The organism is Achromobacter sp. CSND-B12 (assembly GCF_052906545.1).
In genome coordinates this window covers 2,127,024-2,144,327 of the sequence record NZ_JBREGJ010000001.1, presented here as the reverse complement: position 1 = coordinate 2,144,327, position 17,304 = coordinate 2,127,024, and the positions used below count along the sequence as shown (strand labels likewise).

General features: G+C 68.9%; 13 protein-coding genes. 4 read left to right on the top strand and 9 right to left on the bottom strand.

The features are described 5' to 3' along the window. Positions 1-52 precede the first annotated feature (52 nt). Positions 53-2,554 carry an AsmA family protein gene (locus tag ACUTAG_RS10040; protein ID WP_054470776.1) on the top strand — a complete coding sequence of 834 codons (2,502 nt, stop codon included), beginning with the start codon at positions 53-55 and terminating at the stop codon, positions 2,552-2,554. Further along, positions 2,551-2,937, top strand: a complete 387-nt coding sequence (locus ACUTAG_RS10035) for an MOSC N-terminal beta barrel domain-containing protein (protein ID WP_076413476.1) — start codon at positions 2,551-2,553, stop codon at positions 2,935-2,937. The genes ACUTAG_RS10040 and ACUTAG_RS10035 overlap by 4 nt, the downstream gene beginning before the upstream one ends. A 64-nt stretch (positions 2,938-3,001) precedes the next feature. Here the strand turns inward: ACUTAG_RS10035 and ACUTAG_RS10030 are convergent, their stop codons facing one another. The 4 genes from ACUTAG_RS10030 to rsmD all read right to left on the bottom strand — a co-directional run bounded on the left by ACUTAG_RS10030 (position 3,002) and on the right by rsmD (position 5,778). Further along, positions 3,002-4,222 carry a benzoate/H(+) symporter BenE family transporter gene (locus ACUTAG_RS10030; protein ID WP_047991861.1) on the bottom strand — a complete coding sequence of 407 codons (1,221 nt, stop codon included), beginning with the start codon at positions 4,220-4,222 and terminating at the stop codon, positions 3,002-3,004. Beyond that, positions 4,219-4,470: a YfhL family 4Fe-4S dicluster ferredoxin gene (locus ACUTAG_RS10025; protein WP_006385941.1), complete on the bottom strand. Its 252-nt coding sequence runs from the start codon at positions 4,468-4,470 to the stop codon at positions 4,219-4,221. The genes ACUTAG_RS10030 and ACUTAG_RS10025 overlap by 4 nt, the downstream gene beginning before the upstream one ends. 179 nt (positions 4,471-4,649) lie before the next feature. Beyond that, a complete protein-coding gene (gene coaD, locus ACUTAG_RS10020) occupies positions 4,650-5,153 on the bottom strand; it encodes a pantetheine-phosphate adenylyltransferase (protein WP_006385942.1) in 504 nt (167 codons plus the stop codon). Between the two features lie 58 nt (positions 5,154-5,211). Then, positions 5,212-5,778, bottom strand: a complete 567-nt coding sequence (gene rsmD, locus ACUTAG_RS10015) for a 16S rRNA (guanine(966)-N(2))-methyltransferase RsmD (RefSeq protein ID WP_241051617.1) — start codon at positions 5,776-5,778, stop codon at positions 5,212-5,214. Positions 5,779-6,055: 277 nt separating this feature from the next. On the opposite strand from rsmD, the gene ftsY reads away from it, so the two are divergent. Next, the gene (ftsY, locus tag ACUTAG_RS10010; protein WP_421721690.1) at positions 6,056-7,195 is read left to right on the top strand and encodes a signal recognition particle-docking protein FtsY; all 1,140 of its coding nucleotides are present in this window, start codon (positions 6,056-6,058) and stop codon (positions 7,193-7,195) included. Positions 7,196-7,328: 133 nt separating this feature from the next. Here the strand turns inward: ftsY and ACUTAG_RS10005 are convergent, their stop codons facing one another. Next, positions 7,329-8,987 carry a CYTH and CHAD domain-containing protein gene (locus ACUTAG_RS10005; protein ID WP_446650126.1) on the bottom strand — a complete coding sequence of 553 codons (1,659 nt, stop codon included), beginning with the start codon at positions 8,985-8,987 and terminating at the stop codon, positions 7,329-7,331. Positions 8,988-9,312: 325 nt separating this feature from the next. Here ACUTAG_RS10005 and ACUTAG_RS10000 point away from each other — a divergent pair, with 325 nt between their 5' ends. After that, a complete protein-coding gene (locus ACUTAG_RS10000; RefSeq protein WP_446650125.1) occupies positions 9,313-13,536 on the top strand; it encodes an autotransporter domain-containing protein in 4,224 nt (1,407 codons plus the stop codon). Positions 13,537-13,699: 163 nt separating this feature from the next. On the opposite strand, the gene phnE (ACUTAG_RS09995) is transcribed toward ACUTAG_RS10000, so the two are convergent. From phnE (ACUTAG_RS09995) to phnD, 4 genes are read right to left on the bottom strand one after another with little or no spacing between them, the layout of a single operon-like run. Beyond that, positions 13,700-14,524: a phosphonate ABC transporter, permease protein PhnE gene (gene phnE, locus ACUTAG_RS09995; RefSeq protein WP_148317175.1), complete on the bottom strand. Its 825-nt coding sequence runs from the start codon at positions 14,522-14,524 to the stop codon at positions 13,700-13,702. Next, positions 14,521-15,420 (bottom strand): phosphonate ABC transporter, permease protein PhnE, encoded by a 900-nt coding sequence (gene phnE / locus ACUTAG_RS09990; RefSeq protein WP_026384726.1) that lies wholly within the window; start codon positions 15,418-15,420, stop codon positions 14,521-14,523. Before phnE (ACUTAG_RS09990) ends, phnE (ACUTAG_RS09995) begins: the two co-directional genes overlap by 4 nt. Continuing rightward, positions 15,420-16,190, bottom strand: coding sequence for a phosphonate ABC transporter ATP-binding protein (phnC, locus tag ACUTAG_RS09985; RefSeq protein WP_020926355.1), 771 nt, complete (start codon positions 16,188-16,190; stop codon positions 15,420-15,422). The genes phnE (ACUTAG_RS09990) and phnC overlap by 1 nt, the downstream gene beginning before the upstream one ends. 5 nt (positions 16,191-16,195) lie before the next feature. Then, positions 16,196-17,203 (bottom strand): phosphate/phosphite/phosphonate ABC transporter substrate-binding protein, encoded by a 1,008-nt coding sequence (phnD, locus tag ACUTAG_RS09980; RefSeq protein ID WP_054500713.1) that lies wholly within the window; start codon positions 17,201-17,203, stop codon positions 16,196-16,198. Positions 17,204-17,304: the final 101 nt, after the last annotated feature.

Genomic DNA, 17,304 nt, shown 5'->3' with positions numbered 1-17,304 from the left:
GCGCGGCGGATGGCATTCAAGGATTACCAGTCGAGGTACCGACGGGGCGGCAATGAAAACGTGGTTCAAGCGCATTCTGATAGGCCTGGTGGTGTTGGTTGTCGTGGCCGTCGTTGGCCTGGCCATCTTTTTGCTGACGTTCGACCCCAACGCGTACAAGTACAAGCTCGAAGAGCTGGTCCAGGAACGCTATCACCGCACGCTCACGATCGACGGCGAAATCGAGTTGTCGCTGTTCCCGCGCATCGGCCTGTCGGTGCAGGGCGTGTCGCTGTCCGAAGCCAATAGCACCGAAACGTTCGCTTCCATCGAGAGCACGCGCCTGGCGGTGGCGGTGTGGCCGCTGCTGTCGAACAGCTTCGTGGTGGATCACGTCGCCATCAGCGGCTTCAAGGCGCGGGTCGTGCGCGACAAGGACGGCCAGTTCAATTTCAGCAACCTGGTGGGCGGCGCCGCGCCGGTGGTGGCCACGCCGGCCAATCCCGCCGAAGCGCTCGCGGGCGCGGCGCAGACCGCCGCGCAGGCCCTGACCAGCGGCACCTTGCCGCCGTCGCGCAACAACATGCAGATCGACATCGCCGGCCTGGACCTGAAGGACGGCGAAGTCCAGCTGCAGGACCAGATGTCGGGCATGGCGGTGGCGGTGACCAAGATCAACGCCAATACGGGCCGGGTCACCTTCAACCAGCCGTTCGACGTGCGGCTGACGGCCCGCGTCGAAGGCGGCAACCCCCGCATGGACGCCAATCTGAATGGCCAGGCGTTGCTGACGCTCGATCCTTCGGCCAAGCGCTATGCGGCCCAGAAGCTGGACCTGCGCATGGACGGCAAGTTGCCGGGCGCGCAGGCCAAGAGCCTGGCGGTGCGCGGCAACCTGGCGTTCAACGGCCAGAAGTCGGCGCTGGACGTGGCCGGCCTGGAAGTCGTGTTCCAGGGCGATGTCACCGATCCGGCCGCGCCCGCCACGAATGTCGAAGCCAGCGTGGCCATGCCCAAGCTGTCGATCGATCCCCACAAGAGCCAGTTGCAGATCGAGAAGCTGGCGGTGCGTGCCAAGGGCGGCGTGGCCGACGGCCCGTTTGAATTCGCGGTCGATGCCCCGGCGCTCAACATCTCGCCGACGCAGGCGACGGGCGAGGCCTTGACCGGCCGCGTGCGCATCAGCGGCCTGGACGCCAGTTTTGGCCTGAACGGCATCAGCGGCAACGCCACCGAGCTGGATATCAAGGAAGCCAAGCTCGACAGCACCTCCAAGAAAGGCGAGCGCGTCGTCAAGCTGAATTTCGCTTCGCCGCTGTCGCTGAACCTGCTGCAACGCAAGGGCGGCCTGTCCGGCTTGCGCGGCGACGTCAATATCACCGATCCGGGCCTGCCCAAGGGCAGCCTGCAGATCCCGGTGATCGGCAGCCTCAATGTCGATCTGCTCAAGGACACTGCCAACAGCAAGATCAACGCCGTGCTGGAAGGCGGCAAGTTCGACCTGACCGCCGACATCGCCAAGCTGAGCGACGCGCCGCAGGTCAATTTCGCGCTGGCCGTGGACACGCTGGACCTGGACAAGCTGGTGCCGCCGGCCACCGCCGCCGCCGCGCCCGCCAAGCCGCCGGCCGAAGGCAAGAAGGACGAGACCAAGCCGGCCCAGCCGGCGCCGGCCGCGCCCGCGGACGATTCGATCAACCTGTCGGCGCTGGTCGGCCCGAGCGTGAACGGCACGGTCAAGGTCGGCAAGCTGGTGGTGCGCGGCCTGAAGGCCGACGACGTCGCCGCCGCCGTCAAGCTGGATCGCGGCAAGCTCGACATTTCCAGCCTGACCGCCGGCCTGTATGGTGGCAAGCTCGCCGGCGCGTTGTCGGTGGATGCGGCGCAAGGCAATCAGCTCGCCACCAAGATGTCGCTGGCTGGCATCGCCATCGAGCCGCTGTTGATGGACCTGGCGCAGCAGAACGTGTTGAGCGGCACGGGCAGCCTGGCGCTGGACCTGAAGACCGCCGGCGCCAACGCCTACGCAATGAAGAGCGGCCTGGGCGGCACGCTGCAGCTGCGCCTGCGCGATGGCGCGGTCAAGGGCATCAACCTGACGCAGACCCTGCGCGAGTTGAGGGCCGCGCTCAAGCCGGAATCGCAGGATGCGACCGTGGCGGCCGATACCAGCAAGCAGACCGCTTTCTCCGAAATGGACGCCGATCTCGCATTCGCCAAGGGTGTGGCCAACGTGAAGCGGTTGAACGTGGTGTCGCCGCTGCTGCGCGTGACGCAGGGCGAGCCGGCCACCATCGACTTCGTCAAGAACGAACTGGACCTGGTGGCGCGCGCCCGTGTCGTCAATCCGGCTGCCGACCCGGAAGGCAAGGAACTGATCGACCTGAAGGACGTGACCATCCCGGTGCACGTCAAGGGGCCGTTCGACAAGCCTGCCTACACGCTGCTGTGGAAGGACGCCGTCGCCGGCATCCTCAAGCGCAGCCTGGAAAACAAGCTGCGCGAAGCCGTGACCGGCAAGGGCAAGGGCGGCGCGGCGGTGGACAAGGCGCTCAAGGGCCTGCTGGGCAAATGAGCGGCGCCACTTTCCAACCCATTGCCCAATGTGGCGAGACGTCGCAGGCCGAGGCCGCGCCCTATCATCGCCAATGGCTGGTCGCCAATGATTCGGGCCAATGGCTCAACCGCGAGCTGTGCCCGCGGCTGGCCGACGTGACGGTGGAACTGCGCCTGGGCTACCTGGTGCTGCGCGCGCCGGGCATGCTGCGCATGGATATTCCGCTGGACGTGATCGAGGACGACGACAGCGTGCGCTACAGCATGAAGGTCGGTGAGCAGATCATCGACGTGATCGACGAAGGCGAACTGGCCGCGGCGTGGATCTCGAATTTCGTGCAGGTGCCGTGCCGCATCATGAAGGTGCATCCGGACACGCCCGTGTCCGTCTGGCCGGACTGAGCCTGGCGGCGGGCCGCGCCCGGCCGCTCGACGCGCCCGCGGTCAACGCGGGACGAACGCCGCATCAGGCCGCCGGCTTGCGCCGGTATTCGAACACGGTGTGGGCCAGCAGGCCTGCCACCAGGCCCCAGAAGGCCGAACCGATACCCCAGAAACTGAAGCCCGAGGCCGTCGCCAGCAGCGTGATGAGCGCGGCTTCGCGCCGCTGCGGATTGGCCATGGCGGCGGCCATGCCGCCCATGATGGTGCCCAGCAGCGCCAGCCCGGCCAAGGCTGCCAGCAGCGCGGCGGGCAGCGCCTGGAAGAACACCGCGACGGCGCCGGCCACGATGCTCAGCGCGAAATAGCTCACGCCGTAGGTGGCCGCCGCGATGTAGCGTTTGGATGGCTCGGCATGCGCTTCGGGACCGGTGCAGATGGCCGCGCTGATCGCGCCCAGCGTGACGCTGTGGGCGCCGAACGGAGCCGCCAGCAGGCCGAGCAAGCCGGTGGCGGCCACCAGCCGCGAGGCCGGCGGGCGGTAGCCGGCGGCTTGCAGGATGGCCAGGCCGGGCAGGTTCTGCGAGGCCATCGCCACCACGAACAGCGGCACGCCCAGGCTGACCGCGGCCTGCATGCTGAAGACGGGCGTGGTCCAGACGAATTCGGTCAGGTGCCAATCGAGCTGGTCGACCTGGATCAGGCCCAGGCCGGCGGCCATGGCCACCGCCACCGCCATCACCACCAGCACCGCGTAGCGCGGCGCCCAGCGCCGGCACACCAGGTAGGCGGCACACATGGCCAGCACCAGCGCCGGCTGCTTGCCGACGTTGGTGAAGATGCCCATGCCGAAGTTGAGCAGCACGCCGGCCAGCATGGCGGCGGCCACCTCGCCGGGAATGCGGCGCAGGATGGGGTCGATCCAGCCGAACAGGCCGCAGGCCAGCGTCAGCGCGGCGGCCAGTACGAAGGCGCCGATGGCTTCGGGAAAAGGCACGCCGGCCAGCGCGGTGACCAGCAGCGCGGCGCCGGGGGTGGACCAGGCCATGACGATGGGCAGGCCGGTGCGCAGGCTGTAGGCCGCGCCGCCCAGGCCCAGCACCAGGCTGAGCGAACCGATCCAGGAACCGATGCGGGCGGCGTCCAGGCCGGCGGCATGGCCGGCCTGCACCATCAGCACCGCGGTGCCGCCGAAGCTGACCAGCACGGCGACCAGCCCCGCCGCGATGGCGGAAGCGGACAGGTCGCGGCGGGCGTTGGGGCGGGTGGAGGGGGTGTCGAAGCCGGGCTGGACGGTGTCGCTCATGCGGCACCGGTCAGGCGGCGGTACTTGGCCATCAATTGTTCCTGGCCTTCTTTCCATTGCGGATGCAGTTCGATGCATTCGACCGGACAGACCACCTTGCATTGCGGCTCGTCGTGGTGGCCGACGCATTCGGTGCAGCGGTCAGGGTCGATGACGTAATAGTCCTCGCCCATGGAAATCGCGTCGTTCGGGCACTGGGGCTCGCAAACGTCGCAATTGATGCATTCTTCGGTGATGGTCAGGGCCATGATGGAGGGGCAACGGAATCCGGCAGGGATACTGCAATTGTACTGCCGGGCCCGCGCCGGCCCGGGCAAGCCCCTGGCGCCGACCTGCCCATGGCCCCGCCGGATGCGGATAGCCAAAATGCAGGGAGGGCGCGCAAGGCGCCCTCCGGGAGGGTTCGGTGAGGCGGAGAGCGGGACGCTCAGCCCGGCCAGGATTGCTCGCGGCGTTCCTTGGCCTTTTCCTGCAGCCAGCGTTCCACCGAGGGAAACACGAACTTGCTGACGTCGCCGCCCAGCTGGGCGATTTCGCGCACGATGGTGCCGGAGATGAACTGGTATTGATCCGACGGCGTCATGAACAGGGTCTCGACGTCGGGCAGCAGGTGGCGGTTCATGCCGGCCATCTGGAATTCGTATTCGAAGTCGGACACGGCGCGCAGGCCGCGCACGATCACGCGCCCGCCCTGGTCGCGCACGAAGTCCTTGAGCAGGCCGCCGAAGCTCTGCACTTCCACGTTGGGATAGTGCCCCAGCACTTCGCGCGCGATGTCCACGCGCTCGTCGATGCTGAAGAAGGGCTTCTTGTTGCGGCTGTGCGCGATGCCGACCACGACTTTGTCGAAAAGCGTGGCGGCGCGGCGGACCAGGTCTTCGTGGCCTCTGGTCAGCGGGTCGAAAGTGCCGGGGTAAACAGCGATGATCATGCGAGCTCCGTACCGTTATTAGTGGTGTACACCATCCTCCGAAGCTCGGATTATTGATCTATTTGCGCAATGCAGCAAATTCCAGCAGATGGTAGTGGACCGCCCCGGCCTTGTCCTGGCGCAGGATCTCGAATCCTTCGGGGGCCTCGATGGGGCTTTCGGCCTCGACGTAGACCAGTCCGCCCTCGGCCAGGATGCCGGGCAGGATCGGCCACAGGCGCGGCAGCCAGCCCTGTCCGAAGGGCGGATCGAGCAGGATGAGGTCAAATCGGGACGCATCCATTCTTTCGGCGACCTGCATCGCATCGCCCACGTGGATGCGTATCATGTCGGCTTTGAGCTTGTCGCGCAGTGTCCGCAGCGCGGACGCGGCGGTCTTGTCCCGCTCGACCATCTGCACATGCGCCACGCCGCGCGAGGCCGCCTCGAAGCCCAGGGCGCCGCTGCCGGCGAACAGATCCAGCACCTGCTTGTCGGCGAATTCGCCGCCCCACAGGTGGTTGAGCCAGTTGAACAGCGTTTCCCGCACCCGGTCGGGCGTCGGGCGGAGCGTCTCCACGTCGGGCACGACGATAGGGGTGCGCCGGTATTGGCCCCCGACGATACGAATATACTTGTTACCCATGTTTAGCCGCTTCTTCAAGAAAAAATCCCCTCCGCCCGCCGCGCCGGCCCAGCCCGCGCCGCCGCCGGAGCAGGTGGACGCCGGGATCGCGCCGCAAGCCGAGGCCGAGGTCCCCGCCCAGCCCGTCGAACCCGCCGTTCCGGCGCGCGAATTCGCGCCCGTCGCGACGCCCGAGGTGACCCTGCCGGTGCCGTCCGCCGAGGTGCCCGCGCCGGCGTCGGCCAGCGTGCCGCAACCGTCGCCGGCCGTGGTGCCGCAGCCGCAGGCGTCGGCGCCCGTGTCCGCGCCTGCTGCCCCCGCGACGCCCAGCGCCGCTGCGCCCGCCGTTGGCGCGCCGACTGTCGCTTCCGCGCAGGTCGCCGCGGCGCCCGTGCCGCAGCAGCCAGTGGCTCCCGCGCCGGCGGTTTCGCAGCCCGCCGCAACGCCGTCGGCGCCGGTCGTCGCCCCGGCTCCCGCCGCCATTGTGCCGGCGCCCGCCGCGCCCGAACCGGAAGCCGCGCCCAAGAAGGCGTCCTGGCTGTCGCGGCTCAAGCAGGGCCTGTCGCGCACCGGCCAGAGCATTGGCGGCATTTTCGTCGGCGTCAAGGTCGACGAGAACCTGTTCGAGGAACTCGAATCGGCGCTCATTATGGCCGATGCCGGCCTGGAAGCCACCGAGAAGCTGCTGACCGCGCTGCGCGCGCGGGTCAAGAAAGAACGCATCGAGGACCCGGCCAAGGTCAAGGCCGCGCTGCGCCAGCTGCTGGCCGACCACCTGCGTCCGCTGGAGCGCGCCTTCGACCTGAAGCGCGCGCAGCCGCTGGTGGTGATGATCGCGGGCGTCAACGGCGCGGGCAAGACCACGTCGATCGGCAAGCTGGCGCACACCTTCCAGCGCCAGGGCGCCAGCGTGCTGCTGGCCGCGGGCGACACGTTCCGCGCCGCCGCGCGCGAGCAACTGATCGAATGGGGCAGCCGCAACAACGTCACCGTGATCTCGCAGGATGGCGGCGACCCGGCGGCGGTGGCGTTCGACTCGGTCAACGCCGGCCGCGCGCGCGGCATGGGCGTGGTGATGGTGGACACGGCCGGCCGCCTGCCGACCCAGTTGCACCTGATGGAAGAACTGAAGAAGATCCGCCGCGTCATCGGCAAGGCCGATCCGGCCGCGCCGCACGAGGTGCTGCTGGTGGTGGACGGCAATACCGGCCAGAACGCATTGGCGCAGATCCGCGCGTTCGACGCGGCCATCAACCTGACGGGCCTGGTCGTGACCAAGCTGGACGGCACCGCCAAGGGCGGCACGCTGGCGGCGGTGGCTGCGGGCAGCCAGGGCGTGCGGCCGATCCCGGTGTACTGGATCGGCGTGGGCGAAAGCCTCGAAGACCTGCAGCCGTTCGTGGCCGACGAATTCGCCGGAGCCTTGCTGGCCGACTGATTCCTCCCGCTGATACCCGCACGGGCCTCGCGCCCGGCGCTGAAAATACCGCGCCCCACGTCTGCTGCATCGCAGGCGTGGGGCGCGGTGTTTGTGGCGGGTGCAAATGCGGTCCGCGAGGGACTGCGCCGCCTTATTTCCAGAACGGCTTGCTGCCTGCCAGGTCGTCGAAGGCGCGTTGCGCGTCCACCGCCAGTTCCTCCAGGCGCGCACTGATCCAGCCCAGCGCGAACCAGGCCTGCGGATGCGTGGCCGTACACGACTCGTAGTAGTCCTTGGCGACGGCCAGGTCGTTGATCTCGCCCAGGATGTCCTGCACCCGCGACAGCAGCTTGCGGTAGCCGCGCAGCTTGCTCGGGGGCAGCAGCGATTCGGCGAAGGCCAGGCTGTAGCGCAGGCGCTTACCGCGCTTGCGCAGTTCGTGGCGCGTGGGGATGTCGAGCGTGGCGAACTGGGTGCCCTGGTCGGCCACCTTGCTGTGCCAGCGATGCAGGCGCCGCGCCAACTGCTTGTGCAGTTGCTGCGGATCGGGCTCGGGCGCCAGCATGGGGATGATGGTGGGCTTGACGCTGGGGCCGGCGATGCCGCCTTCCAGGCGAATGGCGGGTTCGGGCGCCGCGTCGCTGGGCACGCCGTTGGCGATGGGCTGGCCGTCGCTGGCGGGCAGCGCGGGCGGCACGTCCAGGCTCCATTTCAGCAGTTCCAGCAGCCAGGCCTGGAAGGCCTTGCCACCGGCGATGGCGCGAGCGTCCTGTTCGGGCGGCGCGGCTTCCATCGGGATGACCGGCATGCCGGCGCGCATCAGCGCGGGCGCCACGGTTTCGTTCAGCACGTCCTGGTCGCGGTTGGCGCCGAAGGCGGCGAAGTGGGCGCGCACGCCCTGCATGATGGCGTCGGGGACTGGCCCGATCCAGCCGTCGAACAACTTCCAGGCCGAGCGCAGGCGGCGGATGCCGACGCGCAACTGGTGCACGTGCTCGGAATTGCCGGCGCGGTACACGCCTTCGGTGTCGACTTCGGCCAGCACGGCCGCGTTGCGGGCGATCTGGTCGAGGCATTCGGCGGCGATGCGGCCCATGGCCTGCGCCGCCGTCATGTCCTCGCGCAGCTTGACGGACGCGGCGCCGCGCGGGGCCCAGAACAGGGCGATGGCCTGGGCGCGGCGGCTGTCGAGGTCATCGCCCGGGACGGCGTCGACGTCGGCCAGGCGTTGCGCCAATTGCGCCAGCGCGTCGCCGCGCTCGGACTTGCTGCGGGGGTCCAGCACCAGGTTGTGGCGCTGCTGCCAGCCGCGCGCGACCGCGAAGATGGCGGCGGGGCGGCCCGAGACCAGTTCGAATTCAAGTTCGGAGATCGGCAGTTCCAGCGCGCCAGCGCGCAGGATGCCGGTGTCGTAGGCCAGTTCGACGGTGCCGTAGCGCGTGCGCACCTTGCGCAGCATGCGCTGCACGTCGGTCTCATAGCGCAGGCCGAGTTCACCCTTGATGGCGGCAAGCGCCGCTTCGACCTCGGTGCCGGCATAGACCGACAGGTCGAGCACGGGGCCCGGGCGCGGGTGGTTCAGTTCGATGCGGGTGATGGCGTTGATGCCGGGCATCTTCAGGGTCTGCACCCAGTCGCGGCCTTCCTGGCGCAGGCGGATGGCGATGCGTGCCCGCGCCAGTTCGCGCTCGGGCGTGTCGAAGTACATCGCATGCAGGCGGATGCGGGTCGCCTCGCGTTGCTTGATCTCTCGCAGCACGGCCTGGCGCGAAGCCGTGGGCACGTGCAGTTTCAATTCCTGTTCCGACATGGCGGCGGGTGTCCAACGGCAAAAGCCGAGATCTTAATCAAACGGGGAGGGTGGTTTGATGACCGGTCATATTTATTTCACAAACGCTCGCATGGAGCATAGACGCGGTTGCGGTGCATCAACAATCGCCCGCCACCGGGTCGACGGACATTTTCCGCTTTGATTGCGTCCGCTCAATTACCCAGTTTCAGTGATATGCAGCGGCGCGCCGAACTTTTCTAATTGTAATTGGCGGGCCGGACGCTTTGCGCGGGGCCTCGATACCCATACGCGCCCGCCCCGGCATCGCCGGCGCCGGGCCATGACAAGAGAAAAGAGAGGCCCCATGAATCGCACCTATCGCATCGTCCTGAACCGGGGCACGGGCCAGTGGCAGGTCGCCAGCGAGCATGCCCGCGGGCGGGGCAAGGGCCGGGCAAGGCGCTTGGCGCTGGCGGCCGCATTGACGGCGGCCTGCGGCACGCCGGTGTCACAGGCGTTGGCCGGCGCGGCGGTGACGGGTGACGTGACGCCTGTGGTGAACTGGGGCGATGCCAATGACCTCGTCGTCGGCGATACCGCGTCCGGTTCGTTGCAGATCGACCCCCCGGGCACGCCCGTGCGCAGCGCCAGCGGCTGGCTGGGGCTGACGACGGGCGGGGTGGGGACGGCGAAGGTCTCGGGCCTGGGCGCGTCCTGGGTCATGAATGGCAGCCTGGTCATCGGCGCCAGCGGCAACGGCACGCTGACGTTGGCCAACTCCGGTGCGGTCTCGGTGGGTACGAATGGCCTGGGGCGGGTCGAGCTGGGCCGCAACCCCGGCGCTGCCGGCGTCATCAACATCGGCTCCGCGCCCGGCAGCGTGGCCACCGATACCGCCGGCTGGGTGGATGCGTCGGAGATCCGTTTTGGCGCCGGCGCCGGCGCGCTCAACTTCAATTCGGTCGGGCCCGTGATCTTCACGCCCGCGCTGAACAGCTTGGGCGCGGGCCGGCACGAGCTCAATCACTACGCGGGCTCCACGCAATTGCAGGGCGACAATTCGCGCTTCGCCGGCAACACGACGGTCTCGGGCGGATCCCTTGTGGTCCTCAACATCCTGGGCACCGCGCAGGGGCGGATCGATGCCGGCGTGGTTCCGGGCGCCACGGCCCGGGTCAGCGTGTTCAATCCCGGTTCGACCTGGGCCCTGACGGATAACCTGTTCGTCGGCGGTGGCGGGCCGGGCGAGCTGAGCATCTTCAACAGCGGCACGGTCTCGAACCAGTTCGCCACGGTCGACGCCCAGCGCAACGACACGGCGAGCGTGGCGATTTCCGATGCCGGGTCGCGCTGGGTCAATCGCGCGGCCCTGCTGGTGGGGTCGGAAGGCGGGCGCGGCGCGGTAACGATCCTGGCGGGGGGCTACGTGAGCAGCGTCGATGGCGTCATCGGCCGTCTCCAGAACGGCAATGGCACCGTCCTGGTGTCGGGGCGCGGCTCGACCTGGGCCAACGCCCGCGAGCTCAGGGTGGGCGATGTCGAGGGCCAGGGCACGCTGATGGTCGAGGGGGCAGGTACCGTCTCGAACGTCGACAGTTTCGTGGGCAGCATGAGCGGCAGCGGCAATGTCATCGTCCGCGGCGCCGGTTCCACCTGGAACAACAGCGGCGCAATGACGCTGGGATTCGGCGTGGGGACGGGCGCGGGCAGCCTGACGATCGCGCAAGGCGGGGTTGTCAACGTCGGCGCCAGCAACGCGGGGAGCGTCTCGCTGGCGAAGGATTCGCTCCTGTTCTACCGGACCTCCGGCACGATCAACATTGGCGCGCCGGTGGGGCAGGCGGCCGTGGGCGCGGGCACGCTCAACGCCGGCGATATCCTGTTCGGCGCCGGCAACGCCACCGTGAATTTCAATCATAGCGACACGGCCTACGCATTCGCGACGCGGCTCGTCAGCGTGGGCAATGGCTCCCACGGCCTGAACCAGATCGCCGGCACCACCCGCCTGACAGGCGACAATGGCGCGTTCCTGGGCAAGACCACGGTGTCGGGCGGCAGGCTGGTGGTGCTGAACCAGCTGGGGGGCGCGGCCGAAGTGACGGGCGGGACGCTGCAGTATGGCGATGCGACGACCGGCGCCGCCAACCGCCTGGCCGGCGACCTGCGGGTGTCGGGCACGGGCAGCACGCTGGCGGTGCAGGGGACCGCCTCGCTGGGGGTGGCGGGCAACGTCGGCATGGCCGACCACACCATTCTGGATCTCACGGCCGGTACGCGCGGCGCGGCGCTGCGCGCCGACACGGTGACGCTCGGGGCCGATGTGAGCTTCCGGCTGGGCGGCATCTACAGCACCAGTCCGGCGGAGGTCCTGCTGATCGACACCACCAACGGCATCAGCGGCGACTTCGCCCGGATCAGCGCCGGCGGCGCCGCCGGTGCGGTGGACTACCTGAGCGTCAATACGCGCAAGTCGCCGGACAACCGCCAGTACCTGGCCCGCTATGGCCTGACCTGGACCGCCGGCAACAGTCTGGCGCACGGCACGTTCACGCTGGCCAACGCCTCGGATCGCTTCACGGTCGGCGCGGCGCTGGCCGACCAGGCCGCCAACGCGGCGAGCGGCTGGAACGGCAGGACGCTGACCAAGGCCGGCGCCGGCACGCTGGCGCTGGGCGGCGCCAACACCTACAGCGGCGGCACGCGCATCACGGGCGGCACGCTGGAGGTCGAGCGCGACGCCAACCTCGGCGCGGCCGCCGGCGGCCTGGCGCTCGAGGGCGGGGGCATGCTGGCGACCACGGCATCGTTCGACACGGCGCGCGCCATCACCGTGACGCAGTCGGGCGGTTTTGACGTGGCCCCCAACACCACGCTGGGCCTGACCGGTCTGTTGGCGGGCAGCGGCGACCTGATCAAGGCCGGCGAGGGCGTCCTCGACCTGAAGGGCGACAGTTCCGGCTTCACCGGGCGCACGCTCGTCAACGACGGCCGGGTGGCGGTCAACGGCCGGCTGGGCGGTTCGTTCACGGTGGCCGATGGCGGCGTGCTGGGGGGCAATGGCACCCTCGGCGCGGGCGCCGGGTCGACCATTACCGTGGCCGCCGGGGGCGCGCTGTCGCCCGGCAATTCGATCGGCATGCTCACCATCGATGGCGACCTGATGGTGCAGCCGGGCGGGCGCTACCTGGTCGAGGCCGACCCCGCGGGCAGCGGCGCGGACCGCGTCCACGTCACCGGCAACGCCACGCTCAATGGCGGTTCGGTGGTGCACATCGGCGCCAACGGCAACTATGGCCTGCGCGCCAGCTACACGATCATGGAGGTGGACGGCGCGCTGTCCGGCCGCTTCGATAACGTGTCGTCCGACTTCGCTTTCCTCACGCCCAGCCTGGCGTATGACTACGGCGCGGGCCGCGTGTCGCTGAACCTGTCGCGCAACGAGACCCGCATGGCGTCAAAGGGCGCGACGCGCAACCAGCGCGCCACGGCCAAGGCCATCGACAGCATCGGCCTGGCCGGCGGACACGGGCTCTATGACGCCATCGTGCGCCTGCCGGACGATGTGGGCGCGTTGCAAGCCGGCTTCGATCAGTTGTCCGGCGAGATGCACGCCTCGGCCAAGACCGTGCTGCTGCAGGACAGCCGCTATTTGCGCGACGCCATGAGCGACCGCCTGCGCGCGGCGGCGGGCGCGGCCGGCGCGCGATCCGCGCCGTTGCTGGCCGCGCTCGGCGGCGCCGCGCCGCTGGCGCCGGCCAGCCTGGGCGGGCCCGCCAGCTGGATCGAGGGCATGGGCAACTGGAGCCGGATCGATGGCGACGGCAATGCCGCTGGCGTCAAGAGTTCAACCGGCGGCTTCCTGATGGGTGTCGACGCGCCGGTTGCCGACGCCTGGCGGCTCGGCCTGATGGCCGGCTACAGCCGCAGCGATTTCGACGCCAACGATCGCGCCTCGTCCGGGCACAGCGACAACTACCACCTGGGCGCCTACGGCGGCGGCCAATGGGGCGCGCTGGGCCTGCGTGGCGGCCTGGCCTACAGCTGGCACGACATCGCCACGCGCCGCTCGGTCGCCATGCCCGGCTTCGCCGACCGCCTCAAGGCCGGCTACGACGGCCGCACCGCGCAGGCCTTCATCGACCTGGGGTACCGCATCGAGACGGCGGCCGTGGCGCTCGAACCGTTCGCCAACCTGGCCTATGTCAACCTGCGCACCGACGGCTATCGAGAAAGCGGCGGCGCCGCCGCGCTGCACGCCAGCGGCCAGGCCACCGAGACCACCTTCACCACGCTGGGCCTGCGGGCCGCGTCCGGTTTCGAACTGGGTCGCGCGCAGGCCATGGCGCGCGGTTCGCTCGGCTGGCGCCACGCGCTGGGCGACATCAAGCCGGTGGCGACGCAGGCCTTCTCGGCCGGCGACGCGTTCACGGTGGCGGGCGTGGCTATCGCCCGTGACAGCGCGGTGATCGAGGCGGGCCTGGATCTGCGGGTCACGCCCAGGACCGTCCTTGGCCTGGCCTACCAGGGGCAGCTTGCCGGCGCGGCGCGGGCCCATGGCGTGCGGGCCAATCTCGCGATCCGCTTCTGACGCTTGTCGCGCGGGCGGGTCGCGGCGTGCCGGCCGCCTCTCACCCGTCGCCTCTCACCCGTCGCCTCTGGCCCGCGCCCTTGCGGCGTTCCCACGCGGGCAAAAAAAACCGCCCGTTGCCGGGCGGCGCAAAGGAACGTTCTTGGCGTGCGCGCGCAATGCTTCAGAGAATGCGTTTGCGCGCCTGGGTGATGAGGATTTCGGCCAGCACCACCACCACGAAGATGGCGACCAGCACCAGCGCCACGCGGTCCCACTGGAACAGGTTGAGGGCGGTGTCCAGCGCCATGCCGATGCCGCCGGCGCCGACCAGGCCGAGCACCGCCGATTCGCGCACGTTGATGTCCCAGCGCAGCAGCACGATGGACCAGAACGCCGGACGGATCTGCGGCCAGTAGGCGTACCAGATCACCGAGGCCTTGCTGGCGCCGGTGGCGGTGACGGCTTCGGTCGGGCCGCGCTGCGCTTCCTCGATCGCTTCGCCCACCAGCTTGCCGACGAAGCCGATGGAACGGAACGCGATGGCCAGCGTGCCGGCCAGCGCGCCGGGGCCGAAGATGGCGATGAACAGCAGCGCCCACACCAGCGAATTGACCGAGCGGCTTGACACCAGGATCAGGCGCGCGAGCATGTTGATGCTCTTGCTGGGCGTGAGGTTGTTGGCCGCCAGCAGGCCCACCGGCACCGCCATGATCACCGACAGGATGGTGCCGAGCGTGGCGATGTGCAGGGTCTCGATCAGCGCGTCGTGCACGCCGCCGCGATAGTGGGCCCAGTCCACCGGCCACATGCGCTGGAACAGGTCGGCCATCTGCTCGGGCGCGTCGTACAGGAACTCCGGAATCACTTCGACGCCGCGGATGGCCTGCACGATGGCGGCGACCAGCAGCAGGTAGAGAGCGAAGCGCAGCAGCCGCTGGCCCAGGCTGTAGCGGTGCCAGACGCGCGGCGCGTGGTTGGCGGGCAAGGTGGGGGCGTGCGTGTTCATTGGTCCGCCTCCGCCTTGCGCGCGGCCTGGTAGGCCGCCTTCGATGCGCTCGATCCGATGCCGCGCGCGCCGGCGAAGCGGCCTTGCAGGATGCGGTCAAAGCCCAGGTTGTCCAGGAACACGGCGCGCACGAAGCCCGCCAGGATCTCGCCCAGCATGATGATGGCGATGAGCGTCAGCAGGATGGCGCTGACGAAGTCGTAGTCAAAGCGCTGGAAGGCCGAGAACAGCGTGCCGCCCACGCCGCCGGCGCCGACGATGCCGACCATGGTGGAGTTGCGCAGGTTCGAGTCGAACTGGTAGGTGGCAAAGCCGATGAAGCGCGCGAACACCTGCGGCAGCACGCCAAAGGCCAGCACGTTGGCGAACGAGGCGCCGGTGGCGCGCACCGCTTCGACCTGCTTGAGCGAGATTTCCTCGATGGCCTCGGTGAACAGCTTGCCGATGAAGCCGATCGAGGCCACCGTCAACGCCAGGATGCCGGCCAGCGCGCCAAAGCCCACGGCCTTGACGAACAGGATGGCGACGATCACCGGATGCAGCGCGCGGCACAGCGCCACGATCGAGCGGGCGGGCCACGAGACCCACGCCGGCATCAGATTGCGGGCGCCCAGGAGGCCCACGGGCAGCGCGAACAGGATGCCCAGCACCGAGGCCAGCACGGCGATCTCCAGGCTTTCGGCGATGCCCTTCCACAGCGTGGCGGGCTTCTCGAAATTGGGCGGGAACATGCGCGCCAGGAAGGTCGAGGCGTGGCCCATGCCGCTTTCGAAGCGGGCCCAACTGAAGTCCAGTTGCGCGGCCGCATACACGGTGTACAGCACCAGCAGCAGCACGCCGGCCTTGGCGCGGCCGGACAGCGCGAAGGGACGCGGGTGGGACGAACGCGGAGTCATTACGCCAGCCAAGACTCGCCTCCGTAGATGGTCTTGAGCATGGCGGCGTCCAGGCCTTGGCCGTTGCCGTCATAGACCACGTGTCCGCCGGACATGCCGACGATGCGGCCGGCGTAGCGTCGCGCCAGCTCCACGTCGTGGATGTTGACGATGACGGGGATGCCGCTGGCGTCGCCCTGCGCCGCCAGCAGCTCCATGATCTCGACCGAGGTCTTGGGGTCGAGCGACGAGGTCGGCTCATCGGCCAGCAGCAACTGCGGACGCTGCATCAGCGCGCGGGCGATGCCCACGCGCTGGCGCTGGCCGCCCGACAGGGCGTCGGCGCGCTGGTCGGCGAAGCCCGCCAGGCCGACGGTATCGAGCAGCTGGTAGGCGTGCTCGATGTCGTCGGCCTCGAAGCGGCGGGTCCAGGCCTTGAAGGCGCCGGTGTAGCCCAGCCGTCCGGTCAGCAGGTTTTCCATTACGGTCAGGCGTTCGACCAGGTTGTATTCCTGGAACACCATGCCGATGCGCCGGCGCGCGCGCCGCAGCGACGCGCCACGCACCCGGGCCAGGTCGACCGCGCCGTCGCCGGCTTCGAGCACGATCTCGCCGCGGGTCGGCTCGATCAGCCGGTTGATGCAGCGCAGGAGCGTGCTCTTGCCGGTGCCCGACGGGCCGATGATGGCCGTCAGGCCGCGTCCCGCGATCTGCAGGTCGATGCCGTTCAGTACCGGCCGGCCGGCCCGGTATTCCTTGACCAGGCCGGAAATGCGTAGCGACGTCGTCATGCTGATTACTTCTTGCTCTTGGCGGATTCGCGGTCGTAGGCGGCGCGGTTGAAGCTCTCGCCGCCGGATTCGGCGACCTGGCGCACGATGGCCCAGTCCTTCTGGTAGGTCACCGGGTAGAAGCGGTCGGCGCCGTCGAAGGCCTTGGACATCTCGGCCGGGAAGCGGTAGTCGTAGAAGCACTTGAGCATCTGGTCGCGGAACTTCGGCTCCAGGTCGTGCGCGTAGGCGAACGACGAGGTGGGGAATTTCTCGCTCTTGTAGATGACGCGGAAATCGGCTTCCTTGACCTGGCCGCGCTCGATCATGCGCTTGAACACGTCCGAGGCCACGGCGGCGGCGTCGTAGTCACCCGAGTTCACGCCCATGACGGACTGGTCGTGCTTGCCCGAGAACACCACCTTGTAGTCCTTGTCGGGCGTCAGGCCTTCCTTGGGGAACAGCGCCACGGGCGCCATGTGGCCGGAGTTCGACGACGGCGCGGTGTGCGCCAGCTTCTTGCCCTTGAGGTCGGTGAGCTTCTGGTACGGGCTGTCTTTCTTGACGATGACGATCAGGTTGTAGCCCTGGAAGCCGTCGGCGTAGCCCTTGACGGCGAACGGCACCGCGCCGGCGATGTTCACGGCGAAGGCGGTGGGGCCGGTGGAGAAGCCGCCCACATGCAGGCGGCCCGAGCGCATGGCCTCGATTTCGGCGGCGTTGCTCTGCACCTGGTAGAACACCACGCGCTTGCCGGTGCATTCGGACAGGTGCTTGGTGAACGGCTTGAAGATGTCTTCATACACCGCGGGGTCTTCTACCGGGGTGTAGGTGAACACCAGCGTCGACGGCGTCTTGAGCTTGGCCGGATCGGTGGGCGTGTCGGCCACCAGGTCCTTGTTGGCGTCGCAGTAGTTCTGGTCCAGGTCGCCCCGGTTGGGGCAGGCGTCGGCGGCGTGGGCGGCGGACGCTCCGAACGTTCCGAACACGAGCGCGGCCAGCGAGGCCGCTTGCAGGTGACGCAATGCGCGCATCGTATGTCTCCTCTTATAGGTCTGAATATGACTGGTAACTGAATTCAAACATACAAGCGCCAGGGGCACACTCGGGAAAGTCCCTGTGTTTCTTTTCGAGT

What these genes read in the sequence shown, in the direction of transcription:
- ACUTAG_RS10035 (WP_076413476.1), top strand. Translation starts at nt 2,551, where the DNA reads ATGAGCGGCGCCACTTTCCAACCCATTGCCCAATGTGGCGAGACGTCG.
- ACUTAG_RS10000 (WP_446650125.1), top strand. Translation starts at nt 9,313, where the DNA reads ATGAATCGCACCTATCGCATCGTCCTGAACCGGGGCACGGGCCAGTGG.
- ACUTAG_RS10040 (WP_054470776.1), top strand. Translation starts at nt 53, where the DNA reads ATGAAAACGTGGTTCAAGCGCATTCTGATAGGCCTGGTGGTGTTGGTT.
- phnE (WP_026384726.1), bottom strand. Translation starts at nt 15,420, where the DNA reads ATGACTCCGCGTTCGTCCCACCCGCGTCCCTTCGCGCTGTCCGGCCGC.
- coaD (WP_006385942.1), bottom strand. Translation starts at nt 5,153, where the DNA reads ATGATCATCGCTGTTTACCCCGGCACTTTCGACCCGCTGACCAGAGGC.
- ACUTAG_RS10005 (WP_446650126.1), bottom strand. Translation starts at nt 8,987, where the DNA reads ATGTCGGAACAGGAATTGAAACTGCACGTGCCCACGGCTTCGCGCCAG.
- rsmD (WP_241051617.1), bottom strand. Translation starts at nt 5,778, where the DNA reads ATGGGTAACAAGTATATTCGTATCGTCGGGGGCCAATACCGGCGCACC.
- ACUTAG_RS10025 (WP_006385941.1), bottom strand. Translation starts at nt 4,470, where the DNA reads ATGGCCCTGACCATCACCGAAGAATGCATCAATTGCGACGTTTGCGAG.
- phnE (WP_148317175.1), bottom strand. Translation starts at nt 14,524, where the DNA reads ATGAACACGCACGCCCCCACCTTGCCCGCCAACCACGCGCCGCGCGTC.
- phnC (WP_020926355.1), bottom strand. Translation starts at nt 16,190, where the DNA reads ATGACGACGTCGCTACGCATTTCCGGCCTGGTCAAGGAATACCGGGCC.
- ACUTAG_RS10030 (WP_047991861.1), bottom strand. Translation starts at nt 4,222, where the DNA reads ATGAGCGACACCGTCCAGCCCGGCTTCGACACCCCCTCCACCCGCCCC.
- phnD (WP_054500713.1), bottom strand. Translation starts at nt 17,203, where the DNA reads ATGCGCGCATTGCGTCACCTGCAAGCGGCCTCGCTGGCCGCGCTCGTG.